The following is a 20,191-nucleotide window of genomic DNA, read 5'->3' as shown; positions in this document are numbered from 1 at the left end:
TAAAATTATATCATTTTAAAATCTAAAAGTAACTCTCCTTCAATAGAGGCTTGCAAATGGTCTCCTTTAAAAATCAAATCAGCTCCAGAAGCTGGAGTTCCAGTAAAGAATAAATCACCAGGGTTTAAAGTCATAAATTTAGAGACATATGCTATAATTTCTGCAAAATTATAAATCATTAAAGCTGTATTCCCTATTTGTTTTTGTTCTCCATTAATTTTTAGATCGAAATTGATGTCATCAAGATCTGAAAAATCAGAAATGGGCTTGAACTCAGAGATTGGAGAAGCACCATCAAAACCTTTAGCCAGAGCCCAAGGCCACTTTAACTCACGATGTGCTTTTAGTATATCGGTTGCCGTATAATCTATTCCAACTGCTATACCACTAATATGAGAGGCGACATCAGCTTCAGCAATATTTTTACCTTCGGTTCCTATTTTAGCAACAAGCTCTACTTCATAAACAAGTTCGTTTGTAATTTCAGGATAAATTACATCTTCATTCCCTGTGACTATTGTACTATCGGCCTTGAGAAAAATAAGTTGCTGACCGTTTTTTAACGAGTCTGCTTCAGATTTTTCATTAACATAATTCTTGCCAATGCCTATTACTTTCATAAGTGGTTTGTTTTTGTAGGGTAAAATTACAAATATGCTTTTGAATGGAGTTAGGCTTTTTATAAAAATTATATATATAGCTACTGTTTTAAAGCATCAAAAAAAAAGAAATAATATAAATATATCAAAGGCAGATAGTAAAGGATAATATCTAAAATTTAATTTTTGATATTGCGTTAGTTACTAGTTTAATTCTATTAATGAAAGTGAAATTGTATTATGGTTTTTGCTTTAATTTTTCAGTATTATTATAAATTATTCAATGTATTGGGTATAATAAATCGACATTTCAAGATTTAAAAAAGTGTGAATATTTTTAATTATATTTTGACAAAAAAATATCAATAAAAAGCAGGCCTTTGGCAAAATTTTAAATTAATTAAGTTTTAAGGATACATTTATGGTTAAAATATACAGCAAATTAGGAATTAGTATATTATTCTGTATGGTATTTCAGTGGTTTGCGGCACAAGAGACATCACGTTTTGTGGATTACATTTACGAAGCAGGTGATAATTTGCAAACTTCTGAAAAGGCTCAAGCTTTTCTAGATTCAATACCTCGTCCCTTGGAAGATTATATTGATACGTATGTTGATGAATATTATATAATTCAGGGCCTTATTTATGGTTATGACAACAACAGTATTAAGGCTATTCAAAGTTTTAATAAAGCGCTAAGTTATGCTGAAAAGGAGAATGATTATTTTAATGCAGGTTACGCATATATACAATTATTTAGAGAACTGTATGATCCCTCTGTAGATAATAGCTTAGCCTTGAGTTATTTGGATAAAGCAAAAACATGTTTTGAGACTTGCAGCAATATATGTTGGTTGTACGAAATAGAGCTTATAAAGGCTTACATGAAATATCTAGATGGTAAAACTATTGAAACTATTAATACCATATTACCAAATCTAGGCAAGTACAAGGCGGTACTAGATGAAGATGCTTATATTTACATGGATGCCACAGCACGGCTAGTTTTGAGTTACATCAAGATTGATAGTGTTACTAAAGCTCAAAGCTTTTATAAAGAGTTTAAGACAACTCGAGAGTTGCCTACTGCTCCTACATATAATTACAGAAGTTTTAGCACTGTCATCAATCTGGAGTTTGCAGATTATTTTTTAAGAGAACAGCAATTGGATTCATGCAAGTTTTATTTATCCGAGGTCAGACCAGATCTGATTTACCTAGATAAGAGTTATGTGATGCGTTATTATAATATGTGTGTCGATTTGAACAGGGGAATTAAAAATTATGATATGTCTGATATCTATTTAGACTCACTCAGAAATTATGAAGACGAAATATTACAAACACAGTTGATCGCAACCACAGATATTAGCCGATCGATGAGATTATCAGAAGATGAGTTGAAGACGGAGCGTACAAAAAGAAAACATAATGTGGTTTTGGTCCTTATATTGCTTATGGTTTTGATACTTTCAAGCATGGTATATTTTGTGTTTTACAAAAAACAAAAGAAAAAATTACATAAAGTTTCAAGCGAAGTTGATACTTTATCTTTTGTAAGATCTAACAATGAACAGCTGGCTTTAAAAATGCATGGGCTTGAAGAATATTTGAAGCATTTAAAAAATGAAATTAAAGATATAGCTACAGAAAATTCACTGGAGGATCAAAAAACGAGAATAAAAAATCTTTATACGGATATTCGTGTTAATTCGTCTGCTATTATAGATAAGGGTGAGGGACATTTTGATTTAGTTAATGATTTAAATAGTAGATTTTTTAGTGAGGTTAGCAAACTACATCCAGAATTAAATAAGACTGAAATTATTATCTGTTATTACGTATATCTTGAGTTTACCAATAAAGAAATATCGGTGTTTCTTAACAGTTCAATTAGATCCGTTGAAAGTAGACGCTATCGTATTGTAAAGAAAATTGGATTTGATAGAGAAAAATTCACTCTTGCAGAATATTTATGCAGTGTATTTTCTGATAAGGTAAACATCGACAACTACAATATTTGATTTTTTTCACACAAAAATCTAATTTGCGTACTAAATGCGTAGTGAAAAATTAATGATTAACTTTCCTTTTTTAGACATTTGTACAAATGCTATTATCAATATTAATTAATTTGGGAAAGGCATCTTACAATTTCTATTAGGGAAAATTAAAATAGAAATTAATATGCAAGGGTTGGTTATTAATTCATTTTAATTACAAGTAAGATTGTTAAATTAATTATTAAGTTACCAAAAAGTAATTTATTGATTACAGCTAGAAAAGGGGTTTATTTTTAAACTCCTTTTCCTGTTTCTATACATAATTAATTGATTAAAGAGGAATATTACCGTGTTTACGTTTAGGAGTATTTACTTGCTTATTCTGCAAACTGGCAAATGCTTTTAATAATTTTCTTCTTGTGTTCTTGGGAAGTATTACCTCATCAATAAATCCCCGTTTTGCAGCACGATAAGGATTCGCAAATTTCGCTGCATATTCTGCTTCTTTTTCTGCTAGTTTTTCCTCTGGGTTTTCAGCAGCAGAAATTTCACGTCTAAAAATAATCTCGCTGGCACCTTTTGCACCCATAACAGCAATTTCAGCACCTGGCCATGCAAAATTAAAGTCTGCACCTATGTGTTTTGAGTTCATAACATCATAAGCACCACCGTAGGCCTTTCTTGTAATAACGGTAACGCGTGGTACGGTAGCTTCACTTAAGGCATACAATAATTTAGCACCATGCACAATAATTCCGTTCCATTCTTGATCTGTTCCTGGTAAGAAACCTGGGACATCAACTAATACCAAAAGTGGGATGTTAAAACAGTCACAAAAACGAACAAAACGTGCTGCTTTTTTGGAGCTGTTTACACCTAAAACCCCGGCAAAATCCATCGGCTGGTTTGCAACAATACCAATACTACGTCCTCCCAACCTTGCAAAACCAACTATAATACTTTCTGCATAATTTTTGTGAATTTCATAAAATGAATCTTCATCAATAATACCAGTAATTACCTCATGCATATCATAAGGTTTATTTGGATTGTTAGGTACAATATCAGACAAAACATCTCTAATTTCATCATCCAAAGTGTACGGAATTTGTTTGGTAACTTGGGTGTTGTTTTGAGGAAGATAACTTAACATCTTTTTTATATCCTCCAAACACTCCACATCGTTGGAAGCTATTTTATGAGCCACACCAGATTTGGAAGCGTGTGTTTGGGCACCACCCAGTTCTTCGCTTGTAACCTCTTCATTGGTAACGGTTTTTACAACGTTTGGTCCTGTTACAAACATATAACTTGTTTGTTCTACCATGATAATAAAATCAGTCATAGCAGGGGAGTATACGGCACCTCCAGCACATGGTCCCATCACTGCAGAGATCTGTGGAATTACACCAGACGCTTGTACATTTCTATAGAATATATCAGCATATCCACCAAGGGAGCGTACGCCCTCTTGAATACGGGCTCCTCCAGAATCATTAAGTCCAACAATAGGAGCTCCTACTTTTAAGGCCATATCCATAACCTTACAAATCTTTTCAGCATGTGTTTCGGATAAAGACCCACCAAAAACTGTAAAATCTTGCGCATAAACATATACAAGTCTACCATCTACAGTACCATAACCAGTAACGACTCCATCTCCATAAATCACCTGATCCTCCATTCCAAAATCAGTAGTCCTATGTGTCACCAATGCTCCTATTTCTTCAAAAGAATTCTCATCTAATAAATACTCTACACGCTCTCTTGCAGTAAGTTTTTTATTGGCGTGTTGTTTATCAATTCGTTTTTGTCCTCCTCCTAACTTTGAGAGGGCAATATGCTTATTGAGTTTATCGATTTTATCTTGTTTAGAATCCATAAGAATTTTAATTGGTAGGTAACCGAAGTGTTTTTTTATCCTCTAAGTATTGCCTCACTGCTATTAAAGCCGCTATTTTAGCTTCATCTTGAGTGCTTTGTTGCAATACATCGGGAGAATAATGGGTTTTTACAAAATGAGTATCAAAATTTCCTGAAATAAAAGCGTCATGTTCACAAACATATTTTCCAAAAGATAGTGTGGTTTCAACACCTTTAATTTTGTAATTGTTAATAGCATCAATCATAAGCATAATGGCTTCTTCCCTAGAAGTACCATATGTGATAAGTTTGGATAGCATAGGATCGTAATAAATCGGGATATCCATACCAGCTTCATAACCATTATCTACACGAATACCTTTCCCAGTTGGTGGGCTGTAAATCTCTAAATGACCTATACTTGGTAGAAAATCATTCAAGGGATCTTCAGCATACACTCTTAATTCTAAGGCATGACCATTAATCTTTAAATCCTTTTGTTCAATTTCCAGCTTTTCCCCTCTAGCAATTTTAATTTGGAGTTCTACTAAATCCACTCCAGAAATAATTTCAGTTACGGGATGCTCTACTTGCAACCTTGTATTCATTTCCAGAAAATAGAAATTATGGTCGGCATCTAATAAAAACTCTACGGTTCCTGCACCAAGGTAATCACAAGATTTAGCAACTTTTATAGCAGCTTGCCCCATCTTTTCCCGTAATTCTGGTGTCAACACAGATGATGGCGCTTCTTCAACCACTTTTTGATGACGTCTCTGTATGCTGCATTCTCTTTCAAAAAAATGAAGGATATTACCATGGCTATCCGCCACCACTTGTATTTCTATGTGTCTTGGAGAGCTCACGTATTTTTCAATAAATACAGAGCCATCCCCGAAAGCAGAAATGGCCTCACTAATGGCGCGATTCATCTGGGATTCTAGATCTTCTTCCGTTTCAACAATACGCATACCTTTTCCACCGCCACCTGCTGATGCTTTTATTAAAATGGGAAAACCTATGGCTTTGGCAATTTCTTTGGCTTTGGTAACATCAGTAATAGCTTCATCAATTCCTGGAACCATTGGGATATTGTATTTTTTAACCGCTTCCTTGGCAGCGAGTTTACTTCCCATGATTTTAATGGCTTTAGAACGAGGGCCTATAAAAATGATATTATTTTTCTCGCATAGCTCGGCGAAATCAGCATTTTCGCTTAAAAAACCATACCCTGGATGAATACCATCAACATTTAAACTTTTTGCAACTTCAATAATTTTATCAGCTTTTAGATAAGATTGACTTGAAGGAGGCTCGCCTATACATACGGCTTCATCAGCAAATTTAACATGTGGCGCATTTCTATCTATTGTTGAAAAAACAGCTACGGTATCAATCCCCATTTTTTTAGCGGTTTTCATAACACGGAGTGCTATTTCTCCTCTGTTAGCAACAAGAATTTTTTTCATAGTTATTCAAATTCAATGATGAGTTGGCCTTTATCTACAGCATTTCCTTTTTTTGAGTGAATAGCTTTTACTGTGCCATCAATAGGTGAGGTAATACTATTTTCCATCTTCATAGCCTCAAGTATAAGCAAAGTGTCGTTCTCTTTTATTTCTTGTCCAACCTCAATATTAATTTCAAGGATTAAACCAGGCATGGGTGCTGTGATTGAAGAAATTGCTTTTTTAGATTCAATAGAAAATCCCATGTCTTTAATAAGCACATCTAAATCATTAAAAATTTCAACGTTATACAATGTGTTGTTTATCGAAATCTGATACATTTTTTTGCTGAAATCTGCATCAATGATGTTACAATGAAAGGATTTGTTATTGTAAAGTAAGTGATAATTTAGGTTAGAAAGCTTACTAATGTCTAAGTTAGAAATATCATCTAAGCTAATATCAAAATCAAGATTAGTATTTACCTTAACTTTTAAATTTTCACTCATAAGTATCTTGCTTTCTGTAAATATAAGCAAGATTTATGGTTTAAACTAGAGCAAAAACTAACCTATTTGGGCTCTTATATTTTGATATACTTTTTGATAATATGTTTTATTGGTTGCTATTAGATGTTTGTCTTTGCCTATATGTTCCAATAAATGTTCAAAGTCTTCAAACGAGACTAATTTTAGTGCTTCAACTTCATCTTCTTGGGGAGTTAATGCAGATAATGGTATTGTAAGTTCTGCCATATAAGTATTATGAAATTCATTATCAATTAATCCGTTATCATAGTTTTGAAAGCATTTAAAAATACCTATTAGTTTTAAATCGTCTTCTAAAAGCTCTAAACCAATTTCTTCTTTAGTTTCCCTAATGGCGGCTTGTTGTGGTGTCTCGCCTGCATCAATATGTCCTGCTACAGAGACATCCCACAATAAAGGACAAATGGATTTTTTATGTGATCGTTGTGCTAAAAGAATTTTTTTGTCGTTGGTATATAGCCAAATATGGGCTGTATGATGGTACAACCCTTTATTATGAATAATGGATTTTAATTCACGCCTGCCCGTTAATTTCCCCTCTTTGGTTGCCACATCTATAAATTCATCCATGGTTACAATAATTAAAAAGATCTATACAAAATTACTCTAATAGCATTGAAAAACTAAATCAAGAACCTAGTTTTTATAAAACGGGGTAAACCCTAGGCATTATAAATTTTTGCATTACCTTTGTACTCCAAATACGTTTGGGTAGTATATGAGTCAGAAAGTTTTACTTAACGCAAAAGAGGTAAACATCATTCTTCATCGATTGGCTTGTCAACTCATTGAAAAACACAACGATTTCTCTAATACAGTTTTAATAGGATTGCAACCTAGAGGCATATATCTAGCTGATAGGATTGCGAAAATTCTTAAGGAAGATTACAATGTAAAAGATATAAAGTTAGGATATCTAGACATTACATTTTATCGTGATGATTTCAGAAGAAGTGAAAAACCACTTGAGGCCAATAAAACAAAAATAGATTTTCTGGTTGAAGACAAAAACATTGTTTTTATAGATGATGTATTGTACACTGGAAGAAGTATTAGAGCTGCATTAACTGCAGTACAGTCTTTTGGAAGGCCCAATGAGATTGAATTGTTAACATTGATAGATAGGCGCTTTAGCAGGCACTTACCAATACAGCCTGATTATCGCGGTAGACAAGTAGATGTTATTAATAGTGAAAAAGTAAAAGTAAACTGGAAAGAGCAGGATACAGAAGATTCCGTTTACTTAATAGATAAATAGAAAATAAATGAGCGAATTAAGTGTAAATCACTTACTGGGAATAAAGTATCTTAAGAAAGAAGATATTCAACTTATTTTTGAAACAGCCGACCATTTTAAAGAGGTTATTAATAGACCAATTAAAAAGGTGCCTTCTTTAAGGGATATTACCATTGCTAATTTATTTTTCGAAAATTCTACAAGAACAAAGTTGTCTTTTGAGCTTGCTGAGAAACGATTATCTGCTGATGTTATAAATTTTTCATCAAGTCAATCCTCAGTCAAAAAAGGGGAAACGCTTATAGATACTGTGAATAACATCTTATCCATGAAAGTGGATATGGTTGTGATGCGGCACCCTAATCCTGGAGCTGGGGTATTTTTGTCAAAGCATGTAAATGCGAGTATCATCAATGCTGGTGATGGAGCACATGAGCATCCTACACAAGCATTACTGGACTCTTATTCTATTCGCGAAAAACTGGGAGAGGTAAAAGGAAAGAAAGTAGTTATCGTTGGAGATATATTACATAGTAGAGTAGCGTTATCTAACATTTTTGCCCTACAACTACAAGGTGCGGAAGTTATGGTTTGTGGGCCAAAAACCTTGATTCCTAAATATATTGATAAATTAGGAGTGAAGGTTGAAACCAATCTGCTAAAAGCTCTAAACTGGTGTGATGTAGCAAATATGCTTCGTGTACAGAACGAACGTATGGATATTAGTTACTTTCCCTCAACAAGAGAATATACGCAGCAATATGGGGTAAATAAAGCATTATTAGATAGTTTAGATAAGGAAATTACCATAATGCACCCTGGACCAATTAACAGGGGTGTAGAGATTACAAGTGACGTGGCAGATTCTAAACAAGCCATTATATTAGATCAGGTACAAAACGGAGTTGCAGTTAGGATGGCTGTTATCTATTTATTAGCTTCAAAAATAAAACAGTAAGTTATGATTATTGATAGAAAAGGTAATATTGCCATTATTACTCAAGAAAAGGTCACAGTTGTTGAGCTTGTTAAAAAGCTAGAAGCTTTGTATCCTAAGTTTAAAAATGATAATATAATTACTGTTCTCACTTCCTTGGAGCATATAGATGCTGCTGTGATTGCAGAGTTCCTTCAAATTTCCAATATCCACAGAGGAGAGGGGCATTCATTCGTTATAGTATCAGATAAGGTTAATTTAGATGATATTTCAGAAGAACTTATTGTGGTACCCACACAACAAGAAGCTCTTGATATTATTGAGATGGAAGAAATGGAACGCGATTTAGGGTTTTAATAACTATGAGATTAACCATTTTAGGCTGCTACAGTGCAACACCAAGAACTTTAGGAAATACCACTTCTCAGGTTTTAGAAATAGCCAACCATATGTTTTTAATTGATTGTGGAGAAGGTACTCAGGTGCAATTGCGTAAGCACAAGGTTAAATTCAATCGCATAAAGCATATTTTTATATCTCATTTACACGGTGATCATTTTTTTGGTTTGGCAGGTTTGGTATCTACGTTTCGACTACTAACCAGAGAAGCAGATTTGCATATATACGGACCAAAAGGTATTAAGGAAGTGATTACATTGCAAATGAAGTTAGCAGATTCGTGGACGAATTATAAGCTTATTTTCCATGAATTGTCCTCTACAGAATCACAATTAATTTTTGAAGATGATAGGGTAGAAGTCCACACCATTCCTCTAGAACATCGAGTATATACCAATGGCTATTTGTTTAAAGAAAAAAAGGGAGATAGAAAGATAAATATTGATGCCGTGGAGACAGCAAATATTAATACAGCATATTATAGAAAGCTGAAGCAAGGTTTTGATGTTACTAACGAGGATGGTATCTTAATTAAAAACGAAACTGTAACTTTTGAACCTAAAAAGTCTAAAAGTTATGCATTTTGTAGCGATACAGTTTATAGGGAGGCTATTGTGCCTATTATAAAAGATGTTGATGTATTGTATCATGAGTCTACTTTTTTAGATGCTCATGCACATCTAGCCCCTAAGACAAAACATTCCACAGCAAAAGAAGCGGCTAGTATAGCAAAACAAGCTAATGCAGGTACGTTAATTTTGGGGCATTATTCTTCTCGTTACCCAAACTTAGAAGTATTTAAAACTGAAGCTAAAACTGTGTTTGAGAATGTAAAACTAGCTGAAGATGGGAAGCATTTTAACTTTAATTAAATTCCTTTAAGTTTTTAACCCAATTCAAGGCTTCATCTAGTGAAAGACATCTTTTAATGCTTTTTTGGGTAAAATGTTTTTCTAAAGAGGCATTAATGTATGATGCTTTATTGTAAACTACAATAGCGCTGGCAACTAAAGTATCATACTCTTTTTCAATTCTTAACCAGTTTTGCGGATCAATAGAGTAGGCGTTTATTCTATTTGCTACATAACAAACTTTAGTATTTTTACCATAATGGTTATGGATTTCATGAATTAAAACTTTTGCCATATCCCAATTAAAATGTACACCTTCAAATGGTTCAGCTACAATTAGGTTTTTGCAAAAATAATAATGACCAAAAGCAAGTTCTAATTTGTAAGGATTATAGCTCTCAAAATATGGAGACTTTTCAAATTCCATGGGCAGGTATCGAATTTAAATTAATAAATTTTGAGAGATTCCCGAAGTTAAGAAGTTTATCTTAATTTTCTCATATGTGAAGGGCTATTTTTTCATTAATTTCGTAGTATGGAAAATGATTTAAGTAATTATAGAAAATCTTACGAGAAAGGGGAGCTCTCATTGCAGGATGTACCAGAGAATCCTTTAGAATTATTTCAAAAGTGGTTTTACGATGTAGACAAGAATTTTTCAGAATATGAAAATAATGCTATGACGATTTCTACTATTGGATTAGATGGATTTCCCAAGAATAGGGTAGTACTGCTTAAAAAATTTACCTATGAAGGGTTTATATTTTATACTAATTACAATAGTGAAAAAGGAAAGGCTATTAGTAAAAACCCTAATGTATGTTTATCATTTTTTTGGCATGGTGCAGAACGTCAAGTCATCATCAAAGGAAAGGCAGAAAAAATAGCTCCTAATTTAAGTGATGGTTATTTTGAGTCAAGACCAAAGGGGAGTCAGCTAGGGGCTTTGGTATCTAATCAAAGTGAAGTAGTGCCAGACAGAGCTTTCCTAGAACAACAACTAAAAACTTTAGAAGTCAAATATGAAGGCAAGGAAGTAGTACGTCCCTCTCACTGGGGAGGTTACATAGTAAAACCTGCTGAATTTGAGTTTTGGCAAGGAAGGCCTAATAGACTTCATGATAGAATTAGATACTGTCTTATGGAGGACTATAATTGGAGCATAAATCGATTATCTCCCTAAAAACACTACGAAATACACTTTTACTTACTTCAAGAATGTATTTCATCGATTAAAAACATTTTAATTCGATGAAATACATGTTTTTAATCGATTTTAACATTTCATTAACGCTCATCCCGTGGTTTAGAAAGTAGATTTATAATCCCAAATCTAAATTTACTTAACCTATGAAGTTGCTAACCAAACTGGCCTTAGCGGCAGTTATAACCCTGAGCTTATTTTCATGCTCTCCAGAATCTATGGATGATAAAGCAGAAGCGCTAATTGTTAATGAAACTGTTCCTAGTACCAAGCCTATCGAAGTTGAAATTTTAGAACTGATTAACAATCATAGACTCTCTGAGGGTCTACAGCCTCTACAGAGTATGACAATTATTAAGTCTACAGCATTTACCCATACAGATTATATGGCAGACACTCAAACGGTGTCTCATGCTAATTTTTTTACGAGAAGCAATTACTTAAAAAATAATGCAGGCGCTAAAAATGTATCAGAAAATGTAGCTTATGGGTATTCATCGGCCGAATCTGTAGTAAATGCATGGATGCGTAGTGAGTCTCACAAAAAAAATATAGAAGGAGATTTTACTGATTTTGAGGTGTCCGCAGAGAAAGATATTGATGGTAGATGGTATTTTACCAACATCTTTATTAAGAAATAAATTGTATTTGATACAATAAACACGTAACCTGTTTAATTACTGATTAATATAACAGCATAATTAAATTTGATATTTAATTTGAATTAGTCATTAGCAAGGTTATATTGATAACTTAGTTGTTATTAAATTTAGCTTTAGGAATAAACCCTTTCAGAAATGGAAGGGTTTAAGCTTTGTATTATATAGTGCTAAGTAATTTATTTCATGATTTAAGATCTTTTACATATTTTAAAAAGTTTACTAAGTGTTGCTCACAATGGTATTGCATCAAAAATTTAAATAACTACAGGCCGTTATTAAAACTTTCGTTTTCAATCGTCCATTTTACGTCCATCATATCTTTAACGATATCCGCTAGTACCAACCATAGTTTAGGAAATCAATTGCTATAAATCATCTAACATCTTCATATTTAAACTTAGGAGTAATTATCACAAGTTTCACTGTAAAGTTATCGATAATCCATTTTTAAGTAACGTGAGTTCGATTTAAAAACCAATAAATAAGCTGTTATTAATATAATATACTGAAAAAACACTTTTTTGTCATGTCGAAAGAGCGACAAGATATCTCATTATGATGAGATTCCTCCTCGTTCCTCGTTCGGAATGACATAGTGATAATATTTAACATCATAAGTAATTGATTGTCAATACATAGTGTATCTAACTTACGTTAGATGTAAACAATACAACTCAGTTAATAATACTAGTATTTTAGATTCATTTTCATTAATATTCAATATTGGTTTGCTTCCAAACTCAACTAACTCATCAATACTATTTTTTAAATTTTTCAAATTGTAAGATGTTGTGATAGCGTAAATATAAAAAAACCATCAAAAGTTAACTCTTGATGGTTTTTAATTATTATTAAACTAAGCTTTGGAATTATTTCACTTTTACAACTATAAAGTTAGTACGTCTGTTAAGCTTGTGTTGATCTTCAGTACAGCGTTTAGTACCATCACAATCGTTTGTGAGTTTTTGTTCGCCATAGCCTTTATATTCTATTATCCTAGAGGCATCAACACCTTTAGATATTAAATAACTATACGTTGCATTTGCTCTCCTAGTTGATAAAGTATCATTATATGAAGCGGGACCTCTGGAATCTGTATGGGATTCTATTTTAATGGTCATCTCTGGGTATTTGTTAACCATAAGGTCTACAATTCTGGTTAACTCTTCAGAATCATCAGATCTTATTTTAGCACTATCAAAATTAAAATAAATAGGACCAAGATCATCAATTATTAATTCAGGTTCTATATCTTCTTCAACAGCTTCCTGTATTGGGCTTATCTCGAAATCTACTGTAATAGATTTAATAGTATTATCTAAACCTTTAGTTGTGACAGAAGTAGTGTATTCTGGATACCCTTCTTTATTTGCTGTAACAACATAATCAGTATCTCTATCAATGTTTATTTGGTATTCTCCATTTTCATCTGTTTCAACAAAAGCTATTTTGTTTCCATCACTATCTAATAGTGTTACAATAGCATTTTGGACAGGAGTGTTACCAACAGAATCTATAACTGTACCTTCAATTTTTAGGCGAGGAATTCGGTTATACGCGTAAATATCATCATCTCCTTTTCCGCCATCCCTATTTGAAGCAATGTAACCTGTGAGGCCATCATCATTCATAAAAAATGAAAAATCATCTTTGTTTGAATTTACTGGAACTCCAAGATTTACAACATCTGAAAGTGTACCGTTTTCATCATAAACTGTTGCGAATATATCGAGTAGGCCTAATCCGAAATGCCCATCAGATGAAAAGAAGAGAATGTTTTCTGTGTTTATAAAAGGGAATAATTCATTTCTTTTAGTATTGATGATTTCTCCTGCATTTTGAGGTTTTCCGTAGTTGCCATTCTTTTCAATATCTACATAGTAAATATCAGAACCTCCAAAACCACCTGGCATGTCTGAAGCAAAGTATAATTTAGTTTCATCATTATTAAGACTTGGGTGACCAACGGAATATTCATCACTATTAAATGGTAATTCTTTAATATTAGTCCATTCTCCACCTATAAGGGATGCTTTATAAGTTTTGAGGTTACTAATGCCATACTTGTCCTTTCCCAGTTTTTTATCGTTAAAATTATTTCTGGAAAAATACATGGTTTTCCCATCTTTAGTGATAACAACAGGGCCGTCGTGATACACAGAGTTTACATCTCCTTTTAGTTTAGATAAATGATGAATAATGGTGTCAGTATCTTTTTCTGTAACGTAAACGTCTAAAAAAGGCTGTTCATTCCAAGCATACAAATGCTTTGTAGATACGCCTTTATCTGCCGAAGATGTGAAATAGACTTGATCATCATGTTCAAATGCTCCAAAATCACTTAATTCAGAATTAAAGTTTACGTCTTTTAAGGAATATTGATGTTTTGCATTGAAAACAGCGGTTATAAAATCTGGATCTTTAGTGATTTTATTTTTATCGATTACGCCTCCCGCTTCTTCAAACTTTTTTAACCAAACCCTAGATGTTTTATAATTTTTTATACCTCTTAATGCTTGTGCATACTTGTAATAATATTCAATAGGAACATTTTCTTGGGCAACAGCACTTTTATAATACTCAACTGCTTTTTCGGGGTTACGCATGTAGGCGTAACAGTCTCCCAACTGCCTAGTGGCATATGCTGCATTATAATTCTTCTCTACTAATTTTTTGTAAGCTTCTGAGGCATCCACAAAAGCAAATTTGTTAAAAAGACTATCTGCTCTTTTTTGTAAACCTTGTTGGGCATAAATACTTAACGAAAGTACGCATGAAGCAACGATTAATAAGTAGTTTTTTGGTTTCATTGGGTCTTGTTTTTTTATTAAAACAATAGTTATATAATACTTCTACAAGTAGTTAGCTTGTTATTTCTATTCCATCTGAACAACTATAAATTGAGTTCTACGATTAAGTTGGTGTTGTTCATCTTCACATTTTGCACCATCCTCGCACCCATTGGTTAATCGCCTTTCTCCAAAACCTTTATGTTCAGTAATACGGCTTGGGTCTACGCCGTTTGAAATTAAATAGTCGTAGGTTGCATTTGCCCGATCTATAGATAGCCTATCATTATAGCTTAATGAACCTCTGGAATCGGTATGTGATTCGATTCTGATAACCATTTCTGGGTAATCGTTGTTCATTAAATTGACTATTTTATCCAGTTCTTTTTTGGCATCTTCACGAATATTGTGCTTATCAAAATCAAAGTAAATTGTGTTTAAAGATAAGTTTGCCAATACTTCTACATTTTGAACAGGATTTAAAATTAAGTTTGCTACGATTACAGATTCGATACTAGATATATTCTTTGATGTGAATTCTCTATAATCATCTATGTATTTGTCTAAACTCGCTACAATTTTATAGTCTTTATTTCTGTCTATATTAATATTGTAGTAGCCATCTTTATCTGTGACCATGTATGCAATTTTATTGCCGTCAGCATCAAATAAGTTTATTTCCGAATTAGGAATAGGTTTACTATTGATGGCATCTACTACTTGACCTTGAACGTTTAATAAAGGTTTTCGGTAATATTCATAAATATCATCATCCCCTCGTCCACCTCTTCTGTTTGAAGAGAAATAGCCCGTTAAACCGTCTTGGTTCATAGTGAAAGCGAAATCATCCTTTTCAGAATTTACGGGAACCCCTAAGTTTACTACATCTGTAATGGTACCGTTTTCATCAGTTACAGTGCCAAAAACATCTAATAAACCTAAGCCCAAGTGTCCATCAGATGAAAAGAACAATATGCCTTCATTATTAATAAATGGCGTTCCTTCTGCATCTTTTGTGTTTACCACTTCTCCAGCATTTATTGGAGTTCCAAAGGTGCCGTCAGGGTTGATATCTGCATAGTAAATATCAGAACCACCATAACCACCTGGCATATCTGATGAAAAATAGAGGCGCGTGTTATCTTTATTTAATGCAGGATGCTGTGTTGAATATTCATTACTATTTATAGATAGTTTTTCAACATCAGTCCAAAGGCTATCTTTAAGCGTAGCTTTGTAAATGTTTATGGTGCTAACTCCTTTTTTGTCATTTTCTTTACCATATTTGTTGGCAGCATTTCTAGAGAAATACATGGTTTTTCCATCTTTGGTAATAACTACTGGACCATCATGATAAATAGAATTAACATCTCCCTTAAGTTTGTGAGTATGGTTTACACTGCGTTTACCTCCTTTTTCAGTAACATATACATCTAGAAAAGGTTGTTCATTCCAGCCATAAACACGTTTTACAGAGACACCCTCGTCTCTTGAAGATGCAAAATATACCTTTCCATCATGCTCTATAGCTCCAAAATCGCTAAATTTTGAATTAATTCTTGTGCGTTTTAAAAAGTACTGTTTCTTTGAGCTAAATACGTGTGCCATAAACATCTGGTCTTTTTCAAAACTATCTGTGTTTGTGACACCTCCAGAATCTTTAAAACGTTGCATCCATTCTCTGGATTCTTCATATTTTTTTATACCTCTTAAGGCCTGAGCATAGCTATAATAATACTCAATCGGTACATTATCCTGCTCTACAACACGTTTATAATATCTCGCTGCAGCAGATGGATTTCTTAAATACGCATAACAATCAGCCAATTGTCTTGTGGCATAATCTTTATTGTAGTTGTTTTTTATAAGATCTTTATAAACTTCGGCAGCCTTAACAAATGAAAATTTATTAAATAGTGTGTCTGCTCTTTTTTGTTTACCAGGTTGCGCAAACGCTACGGATACCATTAATAAAGCTATAGAAACTAATATGTAAGTTTTTAATTTCATAATGAATACTTGCCGTTTTTAGAAATATCTAGGAGATTTTAGTTTAGAACTTAAGAATTTAAATTCGTATATCAATAATACTTCATGAGTACCGCTAGTGTAGTTTCTAATTTCAGAAATAGGTTTTTCGTAAGAATAACCTAAGCGCAATTGTCTTGACACTTGGATATCTGCAAAACCACCAAAAGCTCCTGTATCTTGATTAAGTCTATATGAGGCACCCAACCAAAACTTCTCGTTAAATAAGAAATTAGCTGTAAAATCAAATGATAAAGGCGCACCGTTTGTTGCTTTCAATAATGTAGAAGGTTTAAATTTAATAGATTCATTAAGGTCTATTACAACACCAGCAATAGCATAATAACTCAATCTTTCAAGAGCCTCAAAACCTTCGTCAGTATTTCTATCAGTGTTTAAAACTCTGGGAGCGGAAGCACCAATATAGAATCTATTAGTATGATAAAATAAACCTAAACCTATGTTAGGTGTCCATCTGTCTTGAACACCTCTAATAGAAGGGTCAAAACTTTGAGAATTTCTAAAATCAGGATCTAAACTGTAACTGGTAAATCCACCTTTTATACCAAATGCTAATTTACCGGTTGTACCTACTGGAAGCGTATACGAAAAGTCCCCATATAAATATGTGAAGTTTTCAGGTCCTAAATCGTCTTCAATAAAAGATAATCCTAAACCTATTCTATCATTTCTTAAAGGGGAATGTATAGAAAGTGTTTGTGTAATAGGGCCACCATCAAAACCAACCCATTGGCTTCTGTGTAATCCAACAATGCTTAAAGCTTCTCTACTACCAGCATAAGCTGGGTTAATAGAAATTGTGTTATACATGTACTGTGTAAATTGAGGTAATTGTTGTGCAATTCCAACAGTACAACTTAATAACGCAAAAGCAATTATGTAATGTTTAATAGGTTTCATAGGTTACGTTTTATTTGGTTCCGATGTAGATAGGGCCAGTGTAAGGTGGTAATCCACTATTTTCTAAATTAATAATGTAATAGTACGTTCCGTTTGGTACTTTACCTGCAGATCCAACAGAGGATTTGTGAGCATTTCCTTGCCATGAACCTTGACCTTCTCCTAGCGTATAGTTACTAGATTCATAAACTAATGCACCCCAACGGTTAAATATTTTAACATTAGCGGTAAATCCACATAGTTCTATACCCATAATGTCAAAGCTATCATTAAAACCATCTCCATTAGGCGTAAGTGCTTTGGAAATTACAACATCTGTATCTCCACATGGTAATACTACACAATCTGGGTTTATTGCCATAGTTACTTCTGTAATATTAATACAACCTGCATCTAATCCGGTATATCTGAAAACATAGGTAATAGAATCGCCATTGTTTGGTAAAAAGTCTAAAGATGGTTCTAGAGTTGTTGGATTAAATATATTGCCATTTAACTCTGCTTGGGTGTTACCTTCAACTAATTCCCATGTACCTTCTTTGTTTTCTGAAATTAGGAATTCATTTAAGTCAACAATACCATCATCAAAACACCTGTCTGGACCATTAACTTCTGTAATAATTTCATCTAGCAGAACATTTAATGTTTGGGTGTAGGTTGCTTCGTTGTTACAAGCATCTCTTACTGTCCAAGTTCTAATTATTTGATAATCTTCAAATACTGTATCGTCAAATCCATTGACTTCATTAAATACAACTACTATATCTGTGGAACAATTATCCTCAAATTGAATTTCAGGAACCTCAGGTATATCAGTACAACTAACAGTAACAGTATCTTCTATTGTCTCTAAAGGTACAGGTGCAGTCGTATCTTCTACATTAATAGTTTGAGTATAGGATACTGATAAGCCACATTCGTCAGTAGCTGTATATGTTCGTTCAATTGTATATGTGCCAACACAAGGTCCATCAACAATTATATCATCTGTTGTAACGGTTGCTGAGCTACAGTTGTCTGTAGCAGAAATATCATCAGGTGTTGGAATTGCATCACATTCAACAGTAATATCTTCTGGTAATCTTTCAACAAAAGAAGGAGGTGTAGTATCTTCAACCGTAATGGTTTGCGTATGTACAGTTGTTAAACCTGCTTCGTCTGTGGCAGTCCATGTACGTTCCAATATGTAATTAGAAACACAAGAACCATCTATTCTTATTTCGTTAAAAGTCACAATAGCATCACTACAATTATCAGTAGCTGTAAGTGTTTCTTCTTCTGGTACGTTATCACATTCAACAGTTATATCAGTTGGAAGTGCTTCTATAAATGTTGGAGGAATGTTATCCTCAACAGTTACTATTTGTTCACAGGTTTCACTGTTTCCTGCTAGGTCTGTTACTGTCCATATTACGGTAGTATTACCTAATGGAAATGTAGAGGGTGCATTGTTTGTAATAGTAACATCTGTACAATCCTGTGCATTTAAGCTACCTAAATCTACATTTGTAGCTTCGCAAGTTCCTGGATCAACATTTACGGTTAATGCAGGTGGACATATGATTTCGGGTAATTCCCCATCTACAACAGTAATAATTTGTTCGCAAGTAGCTGTATTTCCTGACTCATCAGTAACGGTCCACGTTACAGTAGTTTGACCTAGGGCAAATGGCTCTAGCGCATTGTTTAGTACTGTTGCTACGGCACAGTTATCGTTAGTAATAGGTTCTCCTAAGTCTACGTTTGAAGCAGAACATAAGCCTGGATCTGCATTTACGGTAATATCAGCAGGACAAGTTATAGTTGGGTCTTCGTCATCCACAACCGTAACGTTTTGCGTACAGTTAGCCGTGTTGCCACTACCATCGGTCACAATCCAAGTTACTGTAGTATCTCCCAATGGGAACTCAAAGGTAGCGGGATCGATATCAGCTCCGTTTACCTGAGCTACAACAGAAGCCACCGAACAGTTATCATTAGTATCTGGAGTACCAAGAGCAGCAGTGGTAGAACAATTACCAGTTGCATCGTCAGAGGTGTTTACAGTAATATCAGCAGGACAAGTTATAGTTGGGTCTTCGTCATCCACAACCGTAACGTTTTGCATACAGTTAGCCGTGTTGCCACTACCATCGGTCACAATCCAAGTTACTGTAGTATCTCCCAATGGGAACTCAAAGGTAGCAGGATCGATATCAGCTCCGTTTACCTGAGCTACAACAGAAGCCACCGAACAGTTATCATCAGTATCTGGAGTACCAAGAGCAGCATTGGTAGAACAATTACCAGTTGCATCGTCAGAGGTGTTTACAGTAATATCAGCAGGACAAGCTATAGTTGGGTCTTCGTCATCCACAACCGTAACGTCAAAGCTACAGGTAGCGGTGTTCCCAGCAGCATCTGTAACCTCGAAGGTATTGGTCGTAGTCCCCACAGGGAACAGTGATCCCGAAGGCAGACCAGCAATTTGTGTTGTTGTTACCGTACCCGAGGCATTATTGTCCGTACCCACCGGCGCGGTATATGTTACAATGGCTCCACATTCACTTGTATCAACATTTACGTTAATAGGCGCGGGACAGGTAATGGTCGGGTCCTCGTTATCTGTTACCGTTACGTCAAAGCTACAGGTAGCGGTGTTCCCGGCAGCATCAGTAACTTCGAAGGTATTAGTTGTAGTTCCTACTGGGAATAAAGAAC

Annotated in this window: 17 protein-coding genes; 7 read left to right on the top strand and 10 right to left on the bottom strand. The window is 34.0% G+C overall.

Annotation, left to right across the window (positions count from 1 at the left end; genetic code table 11):
- Window positions 1-5 precede the first annotated feature (5 nt).
- Window positions 6-620 carry a fumarylacetoacetate hydrolase family protein gene (locus tag JS605_RS00085; protein WP_203255676.1) on the bottom strand — a complete coding sequence of 205 codons (615 nt, stop codon included), beginning with the start codon at window positions 618-620 and terminating at the stop codon, window positions 6-8.
- A gap of 445 nt (window positions 621-1,065) precedes the next feature.
- Here JS605_RS00085 and JS605_RS00080 point away from each other — a divergent pair, with 445 nt between their 5' ends.
- Window positions 1,066-2,625 carry a helix-turn-helix transcriptional regulator gene (locus tag JS605_RS00080; protein ID WP_203255675.1) on the top strand — a complete coding sequence of 520 codons (1,560 nt, stop codon included), beginning with the start codon at window positions 1,066-1,068 and terminating at the stop codon, window positions 2,623-2,625.
- A gap of 310 nt (window positions 2,626-2,935) precedes the next feature.
- Here JS605_RS00080 and JS605_RS00075 read toward each other — a convergent pair whose 3' ends face one another.
- The 4 genes from JS605_RS00075 to JS605_RS00060 are packed head-to-tail and all read right to left on the bottom strand — an operon-like array spanning window position 2,936 to window position 7,033.
- The gene (locus JS605_RS00075; RefSeq protein ID WP_203255674.1) at window positions 2,936-4,486 is read right to left on the bottom strand and encodes an acyl-CoA carboxylase subunit beta; all 1,551 of its coding nucleotides are present in this window, start codon (window positions 4,484-4,486) and stop codon (window positions 2,936-2,938) included.
- A 7-nt stretch (window positions 4,487-4,493) separates the two neighbouring features.
- A complete protein-coding gene (gene accC / locus JS605_RS00070; RefSeq protein ID WP_203255673.1) occupies window positions 4,494-5,936 on the bottom strand; it encodes an acetyl-CoA carboxylase biotin carboxylase subunit in 1,443 nt (480 codons plus the stop codon).
- A gap of 2 nt (window positions 5,937-5,938) precedes the next feature.
- Window positions 5,939-6,424 carry an acetyl-CoA carboxylase biotin carboxyl carrier protein subunit gene (locus JS605_RS00065; RefSeq protein ID WP_203255672.1) on the bottom strand — a complete coding sequence of 162 codons (486 nt, stop codon included), beginning with the start codon at window positions 6,422-6,424 and terminating at the stop codon, window positions 5,939-5,941.
- A gap of 57 nt (window positions 6,425-6,481) precedes the next feature.
- Entirely contained in the window at window positions 6,482-7,033 is a 552-nt protein-coding gene (locus JS605_RS00060) for an NUDIX hydrolase (protein WP_203255671.1), read from the bottom strand.
- 148 nt (window positions 7,034-7,181) lie between these two features.
- Here JS605_RS00060 and pyrR point away from each other — a divergent pair, with 148 nt between their 5' ends.
- From pyrR to JS605_RS00040, 4 genes are read left to right on the top strand one after another with little or no spacing between them, the layout of a single operon-like run.
- Entirely contained in the window at window positions 7,182-7,721 is a 540-nt protein-coding gene (gene pyrR, locus JS605_RS00055; RefSeq protein ID WP_203255670.1) for a bifunctional pyr operon transcriptional regulator/uracil phosphoribosyltransferase PyrR, read from the top strand.
- A gap of 7 nt (window positions 7,722-7,728) precedes the next feature.
- On the top strand, window positions 7,729-8,658 hold the full coding sequence (locus JS605_RS00050) for an aspartate carbamoyltransferase catalytic subunit (RefSeq protein ID WP_203255669.1): 930 nt from the start codon (window positions 7,729-7,731) through the stop codon (window positions 8,656-8,658).
- Between the two features lie 3 nt (window positions 8,659-8,661).
- Window positions 8,662-8,994 carry a ribonuclease Z gene (locus JS605_RS00045; protein WP_203255668.1) on the top strand — a complete coding sequence of 111 codons (333 nt, stop codon included), beginning with the start codon at window positions 8,662-8,664 and terminating at the stop codon, window positions 8,992-8,994.
- A gap of 5 nt (window positions 8,995-8,999) precedes the next feature.
- Entirely contained in the window at window positions 9,000-9,908 is a 909-nt protein-coding gene (locus JS605_RS00040; protein WP_203255667.1) for a ribonuclease Z, read from the top strand.
- Here the strand turns inward: JS605_RS00040 and JS605_RS00035 are convergent.
- Window positions 9,901-10,314, bottom strand: a complete 414-nt coding sequence (locus tag JS605_RS00035; RefSeq protein WP_203255666.1) for a hypothetical protein — start codon at window positions 10,312-10,314, stop codon at window positions 9,901-9,903. The genes JS605_RS00040 and JS605_RS00035 overlap by 8 nt on opposite strands.
- 108 nt (window positions 10,315-10,422) lie before the next feature.
- On the opposite strand from JS605_RS00035, the gene pdxH reads away from it, so the two are divergent.
- Both pdxH and JS605_RS00025 read left to right on the top strand, forming a co-directional pair.
- Window positions 10,423-11,070 carry a pyridoxamine 5'-phosphate oxidase gene (gene pdxH, locus JS605_RS00030; RefSeq protein ID WP_203255665.1) on the top strand — a complete coding sequence of 216 codons (648 nt, stop codon included), beginning with the start codon at window positions 10,423-10,425 and terminating at the stop codon, window positions 11,068-11,070.
- Between the two features lie 167 nt (window positions 11,071-11,237).
- Window positions 11,238-11,732: a CAP domain-containing protein gene (locus JS605_RS00025; RefSeq protein ID WP_203255664.1), complete on the top strand. Its 495-nt coding sequence runs from the start codon at window positions 11,238-11,240 to the stop codon at window positions 11,730-11,732.
- A gap of 890 nt (window positions 11,733-12,622) precedes the next feature.
- Here JS605_RS00025 and JS605_RS00020 read toward each other — a convergent pair.
- The 4 genes from JS605_RS00020 to JS605_RS00005 form a co-directional block, all read right to left on the bottom strand.
- Entirely contained in the window at window positions 12,623-14,563 is a 1,941-nt protein-coding gene (locus JS605_RS00020) for an OmpA family protein (RefSeq protein WP_203255663.1), read from the bottom strand.
- 66 nt (window positions 14,564-14,629) lie between these two features.
- Window positions 14,630-16,552 carry an OmpA family protein gene (locus JS605_RS00015; protein ID WP_239000212.1) on the bottom strand — a complete coding sequence of 641 codons (1,923 nt, stop codon included), beginning with the start codon at window positions 16,550-16,552 and terminating at the stop codon, window positions 14,630-14,632.
- 18 nt (window positions 16,553-16,570) lie between these two features.
- Entirely contained in the window at window positions 16,571-17,491 is a 921-nt protein-coding gene (locus JS605_RS00010) for a PorP/SprF family type IX secretion system membrane protein (protein ID WP_203255662.1), read from the bottom strand.
- A 10-nt stretch (window positions 17,492-17,501) separates the two neighbouring features.
- On the bottom strand, window positions 17,502-20,191 hold a 2,690-nt coding region (locus JS605_RS00005; protein WP_203255661.1), incomplete at its 5' end, for an HYR domain-containing protein.

The sequence above is a fragment of the Hyunsoonleella ulvae genome (genome assembly GCF_016827605.1).
Taxonomy (GTDB): Bacteria; Bacteroidota; Bacteroidia; order Flavobacteriales; family Flavobacteriaceae; genus Jejuia; species Jejuia ulvae.
This window is presented reverse-complemented; position numbering and strand designations above follow the sequence as displayed.